Annotated in this window: 10 protein-coding genes; 3 read left to right on the top strand and 7 right to left on the bottom strand. The window is 41.9% G+C overall.

Annotated elements, in window-relative coordinates; translation table 11 throughout:
* Window positions 1–382: 382 nt before the first annotated feature.
* Both AAEY87_RS05440 and leuA read right to left on the bottom strand, forming a co-directional pair.
* Window positions 383–1003, bottom strand: a complete 621-nt coding sequence (locus AAEY87_RS05440) for a hypothetical protein (protein WP_068035573.1) — start codon at window positions 1001–1003, stop codon at window positions 383–385.
* A 281-nt stretch (window positions 1004–1284) separates the two neighbouring features.
* On the bottom strand, window positions 1285–3069 hold the full coding sequence (gene leuA / locus AAEY87_RS05435; RefSeq protein WP_350656263.1) for a 2-isopropylmalate synthase: 1785 nt from the start codon (window positions 3067–3069) through the stop codon (window positions 1285–1287).
* A gap of 204 nt (window positions 3070–3273) precedes the next feature.
* Here leuA and AAEY87_RS05430 point away from each other — a divergent pair, with 204 nt between their 5' ends.
* Window positions 3274–3762, top strand: a complete 489-nt coding sequence (locus AAEY87_RS05430; RefSeq protein WP_068327417.1) for an Lrp/AsnC family transcriptional regulator — start codon at window positions 3274–3276, stop codon at window positions 3760–3762.
* Window positions 3763–3772: 10 nt separating this feature from the next.
* Here AAEY87_RS05430 and AAEY87_RS05425 read toward each other — a convergent pair whose 3' ends face one another.
* The 5 genes from AAEY87_RS05425 to AAEY87_RS05405 all read right to left on the bottom strand — a co-directional run bounded on the left by AAEY87_RS05425 (window position 3773) and on the right by AAEY87_RS05405 (window position 10082).
* Window positions 3773–5053, bottom strand: a complete 1281-nt coding sequence (locus tag AAEY87_RS05425) for a YbfB/YjiJ family MFS transporter (protein WP_068327414.1) — start codon at window positions 5051–5053, stop codon at window positions 3773–3775.
* A gap of 110 nt (window positions 5054–5163) precedes the next feature.
* Complete coding sequence (locus AAEY87_RS05420; RefSeq protein ID WP_350656261.1) at window positions 5164–6516, bottom strand: ABC1 kinase family protein; 1353 nt, start codon at window positions 6514–6516, stop codon at window positions 5164–5166.
* Window positions 6517–6607: 91 nt separating this feature from the next.
* The gene (locus AAEY87_RS05415) at window positions 6608–7408 is read right to left on the bottom strand and encodes a HesA/MoeB/ThiF family protein (RefSeq protein WP_350656260.1); all 801 of its coding nucleotides are present in this window, start codon (window positions 7406–7408) and stop codon (window positions 6608–6610) included.
* A gap of 49 nt (window positions 7409–7457) precedes the next feature.
* A complete protein-coding gene (gene prmC / locus AAEY87_RS05410; protein WP_350656259.1) occupies window positions 7458–8381 on the bottom strand; it encodes a peptide chain release factor N(5)-glutamine methyltransferase in 924 nt (307 codons plus the stop codon).
* Window positions 8382–8420: 39 nt separating this feature from the next.
* Complete coding sequence (locus AAEY87_RS05405; RefSeq protein WP_068035559.1) at window positions 8421–10082, bottom strand: AmpG family muropeptide MFS transporter; 1662 nt, start codon at window positions 10080–10082, stop codon at window positions 8421–8423.
* 741 nt (window positions 10083–10823) lie between these two features.
* Between AAEY87_RS05405 and katG the strand changes: the two genes are divergently transcribed.
* Complete coding sequence (katG, locus tag AAEY87_RS05400; RefSeq protein ID WP_350656446.1) at window positions 10824–13013, top strand: catalase/peroxidase HPI; 2190 nt, start codon at window positions 10824–10826, stop codon at window positions 13011–13013.
* Between the two features lie 321 nt (window positions 13014–13334).
* Window positions 13335–14264, top strand: coding sequence for a LysR substrate-binding domain-containing protein (locus AAEY87_RS05395; protein ID WP_068035558.1), 930 nt, complete (start codon window positions 13335–13337; stop codon window positions 14262–14264).
* Window positions 14265–14551 lie beyond the last annotated feature (287 nt).

The raw sequence follows: 14551 nt of genomic DNA, 5'->3' as shown, positions 1-14551 counted from the left end.
TTATCAGAAAGCGGGTTTTTTATGCGTTACAGTTTTTTTCACGTTATAAGTAACTTACTACAGCTCGTTGAACATATTTCTTAGACTAAATATAAAACATGCTAGGGTCTGTTGAACATTCAAATGTGGAACTGGCAGTGGCTATTTTTTAGACAATACGCAGTGAAATTTTTGACGCCTAGTCATTCTAGGTTAGACAATTTCGCCATGTATTGGCAAAAAATAGCCATGCCCTGAAAGGCTGATGCTAAAATCACTCCAAACGTTGTTATAAACCTAGCTAAGGTGTAAATATTATCGTCGGTTTACACCTGATTTGATTAGATGTTTGGAGATTTTGGCGATCAGCAGTCCTAATATCTGAATGTTCAATAGACCCTAATTACGGTAATACTCTATGGAAATTCATAAAGCATTCCTTACCATCAGGATCAGCACACCACTGCATTTGATTACCATCATGGTTCAAGTAAGCAATTAGTGCCTCGTCAGTCTGATCAATTTTATTACCTGAGCAATCTACTTCATTATTATCATAGACAGTTTTGATAGCAATAATAGGTAAACCTTCTTCACGATGCGTCACCAAATAGCGACCGTAAGTCCATTCTTTACCACTCACAGCCCACATCTCATTGTCTGAGCCAAAGTTATACAACTCTCGGCACTGAGTAGATTTTTTTGTTTTTACATTAGTGCTGGTCGCTGTATTGGGTGCGACCTTAAAGACACGGCGTTCACTTTGACCCAAAACACCATCTACTGCCCCAGCCGATACCTCAGGCTCGTTACTTTCTATATTTTGAATATTACCCGACGCTATTTGCTTCGCTGCAGCTTCTTTGGTCATGGTAACATCACTATCTAAATCTATCTCCCATTGACCAGCGATGGCAGGACTAATATGCGTTGTAATTACCGACTGACTAATAGGCTCGCTATTCGAAGGTAGTGAGGCTAAAACAGCTGCTAACGTAAATGAAGCAAACGAAATAGGTTCCATAATTAACCTTATACTTATAATAATGAGTTATGTACATACATTAGTGTAAGTCCTAGATACCAAACACACAAGTAACATTATGCTATAGGTAGTCGGATGTACAACCAATAAGTCATCCAATGACGTTTACATTAATATATCTATATATTGAAAAAGTAACAAAAAACACAGTTGTTATTTATAGTTGATGTTCATAGTTAATATTTATTAACCGTAAAAAATACCGCCATGTCCCTTTAAAAGATATGGCGGTACTTTAATTCAAGTCTAACTATTTAAACTTAAGCTGCCGTCATGCTTGGCGCTTGAGCAAATGCAGATAGTGCGCCTTTTAACATCGCCGATACTGTGCTGCTACAAGTACCGATACCAGAGTAAACTTCACCGTCAACATTAAGCTGAATGTAAGCTGCTGCATTGGCATTGGTTTTGTTATCGCTGTTATTGTCATCATCGATACCATTACCACTATTATGCTGCGGATTGATAGCATGCTCGGCATAATTGATAACGTGTATTGATTTACCAGTGTGCTGCGCAAGTCCGTCAATGAATGATGACAATGGCCCATTACCTGTTCCATCAATCGTAATAGTATCGCTATTCATCTGTACTTGACCATTGAAGTAAACTTCGCCGCCCTTATTATTGACACTATAGTCTAGTAATTCAAAGTTGCCTTGCTGCAAATACGTATCTTCAAAGGTCTGCAAAATTTCATCATTCTGTAATTCACGCGCCGCGGTTTCAGCTTGCTTTTGTACCACACCGCTAAAGTCAATTTGCATCCAGCGCGGCAAATTAAATCCATAATTGCGTTGCAAGATATAAGCAACGCCGCCTTTACCAGACTGACTATTGATACGTACTACATCTTGGTAGCTGCGACCAATATGCGCAGGATCAATGGGTAGATAAGCGACATCCCATACATTATCAGTTTGATCTTGATGCTTCTCATTATAATCGAGAGACTTCTTGATGGCGTCTTGATGCGAGCCACTAAAGGCGGTAAATACAAGCTCACCCACATACGGATGACGTGGATGTAGCGGTAAATTATTACACTCGCTAACCACCTGCACAATCTCACTCATATTACTAAAATCAAGATCAGGATCGATACCTTGGCTGAATAAGTTCATCGCCATGACCATGATATCCATGTTACCAGTACGCTCACCGTTACCAAGCAAGGTGCCTTCGATACGATCTGCACCAGCAAGTACACCAAGCTCCGCAGCAGCAACCGCACAGCCTCGGTCATTGTGGGTGTGTAGACTAATAATGACATGCTCACGCTGCGCAAGATTACGGCAGAAGTATTCAACCTGATCTGCAAAGACATTAGGCATAGACGCTTCAACGGTCGCTGGTAAGTTAAGAATAACTTCCTGACCGTTCTGCGGCTGCCAAACTTCACACACAGCATCACAGACTTCTACCGCATATTCAGTTTCAGTTTGGCTAAAGCTTTCAGGTGAATACTGGAATACCCATTCTGTCTCTGGATATTTTGCCGCATACTGCTGTAATAGCTTGGCACCAGTAATCGCAATTTCTTTAATCTCAGACTTATCTTTACCATAAACCTTTTCACGCTGTATGCGGCAAGTTGAGTTATAGACATGGACAATGGCTCGCTTTGCGCCTTTTAATGATTCAAAGGTACGTGCAATCAAATGCTCACGCGCTTGTACCAATACCTGCAACGTCACATCTTCAGGTACATGGTTTTCTTCAATAAGTTTACGAGCAAAATCAAATTCAACCTGAGCGGCTGATGGGAAACCAATCTCAATCTCTTTAAAACCCACCTCAACTAAGGTTTTGAAAAAGCGCATTTTTTGTTCAATAGTCATCGGATCAATCAGAGCTTGATTGCCATCACGTAGATCAACACTCGCCCATATTGGCGATGTTTCAATAGTTTTACTTGGCCATGTTCGATCTGACAATGAAGGTGCAAACGCAAATGGACGATATTTACGGAAATCGAAAGCAGCGTTTTTGGGCGTAATCTTTGCAGTACGTGTGGTCGCATTGCGGATGGCTTGGTCAGACATAATCAATCCTTTTAGACGATATGATGAGCTAGATATATATCTAACTAAATGGCGTTATCATAAGAGATAATAGTTATGTCATTATAATAGCAAAGATTTTGAAGTGAAAAGCAGCTTTATTAAACAATTTTATAATAATTATTAGTGATTATCGCTAATTTTATAGATATAATCAGTGCAAACCACTAATACTAGATAAAAACGATGACTGTTAATCAATTTGCCCATCAGATTACACATACTATCGACGATATTGACAAACGTCTTTTACGTCTATTACAGACTGACGCACGGATGAGCATTACTGAGCTGGCTGAAAACGTTAACCTATCAGCTACTCCCTGCGCACGCCGTATCAAACGTCTAGAAGACGCAGGCATTATCACTGGTTATCATACTCAGACAGACGCAGAAAAGCTTGGCTATCCGCTCGCTATATTTATCGCTATTAGTATGGATCGCCACACAGCTGAGCGTTTTGAGCAGTTTGAAAAAAAGGTGCAAAGCTTCGATGAGGTTATCAGTTGCAGCATCGTTACAGGCCGTTCTGAAGACTACTTAATTAAAGTACGAGTACGCGATATGGCACACTATGAGGAGTTTTTATTACATCGGCTAAATCGTATTGAAGGCGTTGCACAAGTACATACTAGCTTTGAGTTACGAGAAGTTTTTAGCCGCAGCATTGTCTAAAAAACTACTTTTAAGAATAACTATTACGTTGCCGACGAAATAGCGCTATTAGAAAAAGTCCAACTAGTAGCCCAATAGCAGCGACTAATAGGCCTGCATTAAAATTATCATCCTGCCCTGCTAATGCGACCGTCACTAATGGTCCAATAAACTGACCGAGCGCATAGGCCAAAGTTGCCAATCCTATCAGCAAATTAGAGTAGGCTGGATTGATATTTTTGATAATATTCAAGGTCATTGAAACCATACCAACAAAGGTTAATCCTAAAATTACCGCATTCGCGTATAAGCCAAATGCACCCTTGGACCATAAAGGTAAAAGCATCCCAAATGCTTGTAATAAGGTTAAACCCATCAAGGTTTTGGTCTCACCAATACGTTTAGCAAGCGCGCCCCACAAAGGATTGGACAGCATCGCAAAAATACCAACCAGCAACCAAATAAGCAGCCCAGCATAACTTTGGGTTGTAAGCCGCTGTGCTGCCATTACTGGCAAAAAGGTCGCTGATGTAATATAACCAAAACCTGCCAGCACATAGCTTGCTGACAACAGCATAATTGCTTTGGTATGTCCGGTGACTGCTTCGTATAATGAACGTTTAAAATTAATATAGGTTTGGCGTATAGATCGGTGCGCAGCATTGGACGATGAGTTTGCCAGCCGTGTCTCGCCAGATGCAGTTGTATTTGTATCTGCATTTATTAGTCGTATGCCATAGAGTAGCCAGAGCAATGGCAAACTACTCACGCCTGCTACCAGCCAGATAATATCAAAATGATAGCCAAGCAACAATAACCACCAAGTCAATACGGCTGAGAGGCTAATACCTACTCCTATCCCCGCATAATGTAATGCCGAAAGCACAGAGCGGCGCTCATTGCTAAAGCTTTGAATCACCAATGATGAGCTCAAAATCATCGCCACCCCACTCGCGATACCTGCTAGCAAACGAATAACATACCATAGGTTTAATGACATCTCCGGCACGACGAGCAGCATAGTCGTGAACACACTAACAATCGTCCATAGCATTAGCATTTGCCACGTGAGTCGCTGCGGGACAAACATGGCGATGAGCGCACCGATAAAGTAGCCAACATAATTAACTGAAGCTAGCCATCCAGCAATGGCCGTCGATAACGACAATTGAATCATGATATCAGGCAAGGTGGCCGTAAATAAAAAGCGCCCATAACCCATTACCACCGCCAGACAGTAAAGACCTATCCAAGCGATGGTAATTTCATTGGTAATAATAGGAAGAATGCGGCTTTTGAGAGCAGTCATCATGACAGAGCCAATTTGTGGTAATGGGCACACAATCCTTTGTGTTAAAAATCTACAGATAATACTTAAAATCGGAAATACACTATAAAAACCGAATAAAAGCTACTTAAAAACTACGAAACGTTAAGTGCGGGCGTTGAAGGTTGCTCTGTATCGGTCTGCCCTAATATCTGTACCCGTTGGTCGCTAAACATATCCATATCAGGGGCTAAAGTACGCATAAACCGATCAAAATATAACAGCTGCTTGGTCAGTAAAGCAAAATCACGTGGGAAATGAATACCATGACGTTTACCCACTTCAACGATTTCAAGCATCATTTTATTCAGCTCATCAGCCTGCTCTTTACTGTTAAAAGGCACACCGCTTGTAAACGTAATATCTTCTGCCATGATGGTTTTCATCATGCGTTGTAAATCATTTGCTAAATCAAGCTCATCGACATTACTACGACCACGGGTCATCTCCATATCGATCATATGCTGTGCCATTGCTTGATAGTTATTATCTTGCAAGGCCTGCATCATGCCCATACAGGCACGCCAACTTTCGGCCTTTAGTTTGCCCACAATACCGAAATCCAAAAAGCCAATTCGGCCATCGGTTAAGAGCATTAAGTTGCCTGCATGCAGGTCAGCGTGGAAACTATTGCAGAACATAAGGCTTGCAAACCACGTATTCAACGTATCTGCCATCACTTGGGCTGGGTCATCACAATACTGGCGCATTGCCGACTCATCAATCATGGAGACGCCATGTAACCGACTCATAGTCAGCACGCGCTTAGTGGTCAGCTCATCATAGACTTGCGGCGCAACCACCTTGGTATTCCCTGATACAGCTAAAAACTGCTGAAAATCACGAATGTTTTGGGCTTCAGCAATAAAATCAGTCTCAGCAAGCATGCGCAAACGAATCTCATCGATAATCGGTGCGATACTAGCAAACCTCATCGAAGGCATTAGCAGCTCAATCAGTTTGGTCGCTCCATGCAACACGCCTAAATCGGTTTGCATAATGGTTTCGACTTCAGGCTTTTGCACCTTTAATACCACTTCATCACCATTATGCAAACGCGCGGCATGCACTTGGGCGATGGAGGCTGATGCTAATGGTTTTTCGTCAATAAATGCAAACTTATCAGACAGCGTTTGCCCATCGACTGCCAGCTCAGCCGTCAATACCTGCTTGATGTAAGCGTAGGATAATGGGGTCGTTTGATCCAAACAATCTTGAAACGCTTCTACATATTCACGCGGGAATAAAGATGGCGTACTGGCTATAAACTGGCCAATTTTAATATAAGTAGTACCAAGCTGCTCAAAGGTATCCTTTAATAATCTTGCATCAGGCTTCTCGCCTTTTGCGACTCTTAGCGCAGATAAGCCAGCGACACTGACCGTCTGACGCATACGGTTAACCACATTGAACGAATGCTTTAGTAAATGAGGGCGATGAATTTTCATAAGAAACAACTATGGTAATAAAAAGAAGGGATAAGAATAAGTAAAGTAAAATATGAACGAGTTGAACGCTTGCTAATGGTCTGCTTAAAAATCATTGGGAAAAATTGGCACAAACCGGACAATGAACATCTTGTCGGTAGCCCATCAACCGTTGCTGCATCTGGCTACCATCCCATATTAGCAGTTTGTTTGTCAGTGGATTTTTGGTTAATCCCAAATACTGCAACGCAGCATTGGCCTGCAAATTACCCATGATGGCTGTCGTGCTGGCGAGCACCCCTGAATTGGCACAGGTACGTTCATCAGCCTCTGCATCAACTGCTACTGAGCCAAACACGCAATGATAGCAGCCTGTATTAAGATGCGGCTCATACAACGCTAATTGTCCCTGCATGGCTATCGCTGAGGCAGATAATAAAGGGATCTGGTAGCGCACACTAATGCGATTAATGATGTCACGCGTCGCAAAGTTATCGGTACAATCTAATAAAAGATCAGGCTTACCTGTCGCCATATCAAGCAAATCATAAGCATTGTCTTCACTCAGCCGTGCAACCGTACCACGAGCAGTTATTAAAGGATTAATCCTCTCTAACATCTCGGCAGCGGTCAACGCCTTGGGCTTACCGATATCTTCAGGTAAGAATAGCGTTTGCCGCTGTAAATTGCTTGCCTCAATCTCATCATCATCAATCAGATGAATTTGCCCAAGTCCTGCACGTACTAAGGTCTCAGAAGCCGGACAACCTAAGCCGCCTGCGCCTATCATGACCACTCGCGATACTTTCAAACGTAGCTGCGCATCGATATCCCAGCCCTCGAGCAATACCTGCCGCGCATAACGCATCAAATCATCATCTGATAGCGCAACTGTCTCTGCTGAATAAGTCATATTTATCACCAAAATTATTACTTAGATTACTGCATAAAAAATACAATTATCAAAGCTGCCCCAACGTAACCCGATCATTGCCGCCAAAATCCTGCACCGTTTGTACCGCTGTAAAGTCATTATCTGACAATATTTGACGTACTGCTTCACCTTGATCAAAACCATGTTCAATCGCCAACAGTCCACCTTTATATAAATATTGCGGCGCTTGCTGGACAATATGCTCTATATCGGCCAATCCATGATTAGGGGCACTTAACGCACTAATCGGTTCAGCTATTAAGCGTGCTAAATGTTCGTCAGACTCATCAATATAAGGTGGATTTGAGACAATCACATCGAATAAACTCTCGTCCTGAGTAGACAGCTCGTCATACCAGCTGCTTTGTACAAACTCAATATTGGCGACATCATTGATAACGCCATTATGTTTAGCAACTTTCAACGCTTCTAGCGATAAATCAACTGCTACCGTTTGCCAGTTACCATGTTTCGATTTGTGTTTTAACTCATGTGCCAAGCTAATGGCAATACATCCTGAGCCAGTACCCAAATCTAACAAGCGCTTTGGTTTATTATCATCACCTGCATTTTTTGGCTTAGAATGTATCCAATTTAAAACTTGTTCGACCAAAATTTCAGTGTCAGGTCGAGGTATCAAAGTATGCTCATTAACGGTAAAGTTGAGCGACCAAAACTCTTGCTGTCCCGTTAAATAAGCGAGCGGTGTACCTGTTTGCATCTGAACCACACCTGCATAGAACTGCTCATACTCGGACTCAGTCAGCTCATAGCTTTCATCAGTGATTAAGGATATGGCAGGCTTATCCAACACATGTAGTAGCCAGTCTGTTATCCAAAACTTAGGCATCTCATTTACTGAAACCCCAGCTGCCGCTACATTTTCCATTGGTTGATGGCTTTGCTGCTTGATTTGCTTTACTGTCATGTTCTGTACTTTAGGTAGTATCATTACTGACTCTTAAACATCGTTTATTTGCTTATCTCAGGCTTAATCGGTAGCCCGTGGTGGCTCATTGGTATTTGTCAAATTAGGGTTCGCCTTCGTTAGTATCGGTTTACCATTATTATCACCATCATTATTAGTGTCATCGTCGCCATAAATGTCGTCATTATCACCAATGACAATATGCTTATCGACAAAATAAATTAATGCCAAAATAGGAATACCAATAGCGAAGGTAAAGATAAAGAAGAACGGATAACTGGTGCTATCAACGATGGTACCAGAATAACCACCCAGTACCTTTGGCAATAAGGTCATGAGTGATGAAAATATCGCATACTGTACAGCGGTAAAGCGAATAGAGGTCAGTGCAGACAAGAAAGCAATGAATACAGCACTAGCAAGACCTGCAGCAAGGTTATCAAAGATCACAGCTAGGTACATGTAAGGCATGCTACCTGGATGATATGTCAACAATACGAACAACAAGTTGGTGGTACAAGCCAATATTGCCCCGACCATCATTGCCTGCATCATACGCAGTTTTTGTGCCAATAACCCACCTAAAAAGCCGCCAGCAATCACCATAATGACGCCGACCAATTTGACAGCATTGGCAATATCAGTCTTAGTAAAACCCATATCCTGATAGAAAACGTTGGAAATCACACCTGCGACAATGTCTGAAATACGATATAAACCAATAAGTGCTAGGAGCAATAATGCTTTTTTGCCATAACGACGGAAAAAGTCAGCAATAGGCTCAACCCAAGTTGTTTTGGCGACTTCTGCTTCTACGAGATTGACCTTCACTAACCCATAACCAATAATCAAGGCAACTATTAAGCTCAATACCATACGTACTAATTCATACAGAAACCCTAAAAGCGCACTTTCCGTTTCGGGCAATAACGATCCCAAATTAGCAAATATGAATACAAAGCCTACGACCGATAAAGCAAATACCAATACTAAACGCGAATAGTCCGAGGTTTTACGTTCAACACGCACCTGATTACTGACTGGTTCATGAATGATCAAAGTGGTCGCTACACCAATTCCCATGACCCCTGCCATAACCCAGTAAGTATTACGCCACGCCTCATAACTATAAAATGTTTCAGTTGAGCCAAAATAATCTGCTAAATATAGCGCGCCTGCCCCTGCGACAATCATCCCTAAACGATAACCAGCCGTATACATCGCCGATAACACTGACTGGAGGCTTGGAGGCGCAAGCTCAATACGGTACGCATCAATGACAATATCTTGGGTAGCAGAAGAAAAACCAAGCAATACTGCGCCAATTGCCATATAAACAAGGCTGCCTTCATTGGTTGGGTTGACACTAGCCATGAGGCAAATCGCCAAAATAATCATCAACTGAGCGACTAATATCCAGCTACGACGTCGACCTAGTAGTTTGGTTAATATAGGAAGTGGTACTGCATCGACTAATGGCGCCCAAATAAATTTGAACGAATAACCAAGCGCTGCCCAACTAAACATCGTTACTACGCCGCGATCAATACCTGCCTCACGCAACCATAATGAAAGACTTGAAAATATAAGCAAAATGGGAATACCAGCAACAAACCCTAAGAACAGCATGATAATAGCGCGCCGGTCGAGATAGGCTTTGGCCGCGTCTCCCCATGACTTTTTGGCGACTGGAGGATTGGGGGGCACAGGTTGGACAGCAGACATAACAACTCACCAAAACTTGAGACAAAGAACACAACTATGCACAATTCTTATCAATCGTTAGCAGCAATAATTAACACTAAAAATCGATAAAAGTTGCTTAGAGTTGCATAAAGAAAGCCACACTTGCAGCAAAATTGAATTATGGTACTTCAGAACGCCTACCTTGACTAGACATTCTAACGATATTTTTGCATTAAAACGCTTGAGACCTATCTCAACAACCATATGTCAATTTACATAGTAAATCTATGTAGCATTAGCTTGCAGAAATATTAATTGATAGCTATTTATTACACAATTTTTCATTACTATCATTAAGGACTAATGTAACGTTATAGCTTTCTACCGCAATATAATAAAAATACAGCAGTAGAATGAAAAAAAATAAACCTAAAATTTTTTATGACGATTGAATTACGATGAGTTATATAAAACTTATAATTCTTATATATGAGTTTTATAAATAAATAGTCTTTATATATGCTTTATATATGACCGATAATTATCGTAATTAGCCAGTTATCTTATTTACCACAAGAGCCTAGGAGTTATACGATGTCCAACTCGACCCCAACTGACAAAAATGCACCACTAGAAACTGGACGTTGCCCAGTTGAACACGGTAGTGACGATGCTCACAATAATGTCGCAACTAACACGACCTACGATCAAGGCGATGATAAAGGTCCAACTATCCATAGTGAAAATGTAGACCAATCACATGCACCGCAACGTCCTAGCATGGGCGGCTGTCCTGTCATGCATCAAGCGCACACCACCACTGCTTCTGCAGCAACCGACTGGTGGCCGAATAGCTTGAATTTAGATATCTTACATCAGCAAGACCAAAAAACTAATCCAATGGGTGCTGACTTTGACTATGCTGAAGCATTTAAACAGTTAGATTTAGAAGCCGTCAAACAAGATTTGAAAGCTTTGATGACTGAATCACAAGAATGGTGGCCAGCAGATTGGGGTCATTATGGTGGTCTGATGATTCGTATGGCTTGGCATTCGGCTGGTACTTATCGTAGTGCTGATGGTCGTGGCGGCTCTAATACAGGCAATCAACGCTTTGCACCACTGAACAGCTGGCCTGACAATGTTAACTTAGACAAAGCACGTCGCCTATTATGGCCTATCAAGAAAAAGTATGGCAATAAACTATCATGGGCTGATTTGATGATTTTGGCTGGTAACATGGCCTATGAGTCGATGGGATTTAAAACCTTAGGTTTCGCTGGTGGTCGCGCTGACATTTGGCATCCAGAAAAAGATATTTACTGGGGCTCTGAGCGTGAATGGCTTGCTGCAACTGAAAATCGCTACGAGAGTGACCAAGAGCGTACATCACTCGAAAACCCACTCGCAGCGGTACAAATGGGTTTGATCTATGTCAATCCTGAAGGGGTCGATGGCAACCCTGATCCACTAAAAACAGCTCAAGATATGCGCACAACCTTCGCCCGTATGTCGATGAATGACGAAGAAACGGTAGTATTGACTGCTGGTGGTCATACCGTTGGTAAGTGTCATGGTAATGGCGATGCAACGATACTAGAAGATGAGCCAGAAGCTGCGGATATGGCTGAACAAGGCTTAGGCTGGCGTAATCCTCAAGGTAAAGGCAATGCAGGCGATACGGTTTCGAGTGGTATTGAAGGCGCATGGACTACCAACCCAACCCAATGGGATCATGGTTATTTTGAGCTACTCTTAGGTCATAACTGGGAATTAACCAAAAGCCCAGCAGGCGCATGGCAATGGGAGCCTACCGATATTCGTGAAGAAGATCGCCCATTAGATGCGCATGACCCAAGTGTACGCCGTAATCCGATCATGACCGATGCTGATATGGCACTAAAAAAAGACCCTATCTATCGTGAGATTTCAGAGAAATTTCATCAAAACCCAGAGTACTTCGATAAAGTATTTGCTAAGGCTTGGTTTAAACTGACGCATCGCGACTTAGGACCAAAAGCTCGCTACTTAGGGTCAGATGTGCCAAGCGAAGACTTTGTATGGCAAGATCCTATTCCGACAGGCAATACTGAATTGACGATTGATGATATGGCCACTTTAAAATCGCAAATATTAGACAGCGATTTGAGCCGCCGAGAGTTGATTATCACTGCTTGGGATAGCGCTCGTACTTTCCGTGTCTCAGACTATCGCGGCGGTGCTAACGGTGCGCGCATTCGTCTTGCGCCGCAAAAAGACTGGATCGGTAATGAGCCAGCACAACTACAACGCGTGCTTGAAACATTGACACGTATTCAAGCTGAGTTTGAAAAAGATGTTAGCTTAGCTGACCTCATTGTTCTAGCTGGTAATGCTGCGATTGAACAGGCTGCAGTTGATGCTGGCGTAGATATTAATGTGCCATTTAAAGCAGGACGCGGTGATGCTGAAGAAGCAATGACCGATACTGAATCTTTCGCAGATTTAGAGCCATTGCACGACGGTTATCGTAATTGGGTACAAGGCAACTATGCCGTAGCGCCTGAAGAAATGCTGCTTGATCGCACTCAATTAATGGGATTAACTGCTCCTGAGATGGTGGTATTAATCGGTGGTATGCGTGTTTTAGATACCAACCATGGTCAGAGTCAACAGGGCGTTTTTACTAAGAGACCTGGTGTGCTTACTAATGATTTCTTTGTTAATCTAACTGATATGAACTATACGTGGCATCCAGTCAAGACAAGCAACGATACACCTCATACCTCTAATCTTTATGAAGTACGCGAGCGTGGTACCGGAAAAACAAAATGGCAAGCAAGCCGTGTAGATTTGGTGTTTGGTTCAAACTCAATACTACGTGCTTATGCTGAGCTATATGCGCAAGACGATAATTTAGAAAAATTCGTCAATGATTTCGTCCGCGCTTGGAGCAAGGTCATGAACGCGGATCGTTTTGATATCGCATAAGGATTTTGTTTATCTAGATTAATCGCAATTATTAGATATAGAATAAAATTTTTCTAACACTAACGTAATAACCCTTATTTCACAAACAGCTACCTTCTAGAAGATAGCTGTTTTTTTGTTTATGATATTGGTCTCATTTAGGCTCATTGCTTCACATTGTACAAAGCAACCCCTCTATATTCCTAATTATTATAAATTGATAGCTATTTATTATATACAAGAATAATAGATTTGATTTACACTGGTCGCTTACTGCATATTTATACGTTTTTATTTTTATATACAGACAGGGTTTGTATATTTATACAATAGGATTAAGTTATGGCAATCGACGTAGTGGTCAATCAGCGGCATCTACAAATCCAACTCAAACAGTTGGAGACGGTGTGGCATACGGTGATTAATGGCTATAACCTAAGTCAAGCAGCGACGGTATTGCATACCAGTCAGTCAAGCTTATCAAAGCATATTGCTGCACTTGAGAACCAACTCAAAACCGAAGTGTTCGTCCGTCAAGGCAAACGCTTAACTGGTCTTACGACCATGGGCACCGCGCTGATGCCGCATATTGAGTCTATCTTTGCTGAAATTCGTACGATTGAGAACCTTAGTCTTGATTTTAATAATCCAAATATTGGTACGTTAACGATTGCCACCACTCATACGCAAGCACGTTATGTATTGCCACAAGTGGTTAAAGAATTTAAAGAGCGTTTTCCTAAAGTTAATTTAATCCTGCAACAGGCTGACCCTGAGACTATCGCGCAGATGGTTATTCGTGGGCAGGCCGATATCGGTATTGCAACCGAGTCGTTGCTCCATAACAATTATCTACGCTGTTATCGCTATTACGATTGGACACACCGTATTATTGTACCGAGTGATCACGAGCTTGCCGGACAAGAATCCATCGACCTACCTACTCTCGCCAGCTATCCGATAGTAACCTATCACGGGGGTTTTACGGGACGCAGCGCTATTGATAAAACCTTTGAGGCTGCAGGGTTAGAGCCTGACATTGTATTAGCAGCGCTCGATGCTGATGTGATAAGCACCTACGTCGGTCTTGGTTTAGGAATTGGTATTATCGCTGAAATGGCTTTTGAGCCAAGTCATTACCAAAATTTAACGGCTATTCCAGTAGATCACTTTGGTCGCTTTACCAGCTGGATGGCTGTACGTGATGATGCAGAAATTCGCCAATATGGCCGTGCTTTTATGGAGCTGTGTCAAAAGCAGTTTAGCCAGTAGCTTTTTAAATAGTAACTACTATAAGCATAGCTAATTAACACTTGTGTTTATAAAAATTCAACGGCATCGTTATCAATAGATAGCGGTGCCGTTTGCTTTTCATACTGCTATTTTTGCTAAAAGTCTACATTGTATCTTGTACGCTTATCACATTATTAAGATTTGTTATCACCTTGAGTCTTGACCTTTATATTCAATATAACCGCCCCATCATACTAACTATTGAACAATCAGTAAGCAGTCACGTCAAACTAGTGCCTTCTATAACTATAATTGAATACAAATAT

This window comes from Psychrobacter sp. S1-30-MNA-CIBAN-0213 (assembly GCF_040309845.1).
In the GTDB taxonomy this organism is placed as follows: Bacteria; Pseudomonadota; Gammaproteobacteria; order Pseudomonadales; family Moraxellaceae; genus Psychrobacter.
The sequence above is the reverse complement of the archived record's forward strand: the minus strand, read 5'-3'. Positions and strand labels throughout refer to the sequence as shown.

What these genes read in the sequence shown, in the direction of transcription:
- AAEY87_RS05440 (WP_068035573.1), bottom strand. Translation starts at nt 1,003, where the DNA reads ATGGAACCTATTTCGTTTGCTTCATTTACGTTAGCAGCTGTTTTAGCC.
- leuA (WP_350656263.1), bottom strand. Translation starts at nt 3,069, where the DNA reads ATGTCTGACCAAGCCATCCGCAATGCGACCACACGTACTGCAAAGATT.
- AAEY87_RS05430 (WP_068327417.1), top strand. Translation starts at nt 3,274, where the DNA reads ATGACTGTTAATCAATTTGCCCATCAGATTACACATACTATCGACGAT.
- AAEY87_RS05425 (WP_068327414.1), bottom strand. Translation starts at nt 5,053, where the DNA reads ATGATGACTGCTCTCAAAAGCCGCATTCTTCCTATTATTACCAATGAA.
- AAEY87_RS05420 (WP_350656261.1), bottom strand. Translation starts at nt 6,516, where the DNA reads ATGAAAATTCATCGCCCTCATTTACTAAAGCATTCGTTCAATGTGGTT.
- AAEY87_RS05415 (WP_350656260.1), bottom strand. Translation starts at nt 7,408, where the DNA reads ATGACTTATTCAGCAGAGACAGTTGCGCTATCAGATGATGATTTGATG.
- prmC (WP_350656259.1), bottom strand. Translation starts at nt 8,381, where the DNA reads ATGATACTACCTAAAGTACAGAACATGACAGTAAAGCAAATCAAGCAG.
- AAEY87_RS05405 (WP_068035559.1), bottom strand. Translation starts at nt 10,082, where the DNA reads ATGTCTGCTGTCCAACCTGTGCCCCCCAATCCTCCAGTCGCCAAAAAG.
- katG (WP_350656446.1), top strand. Translation starts at nt 10,824, where the DNA reads ATGGGCGGCTGTCCTGTCATGCATCAAGCGCACACCACCACTGCTTCT.
- AAEY87_RS05395 (WP_068035558.1), top strand. Translation starts at nt 13,335, where the DNA reads ATGGCAATCGACGTAGTGGTCAATCAGCGGCATCTACAAATCCAACTC.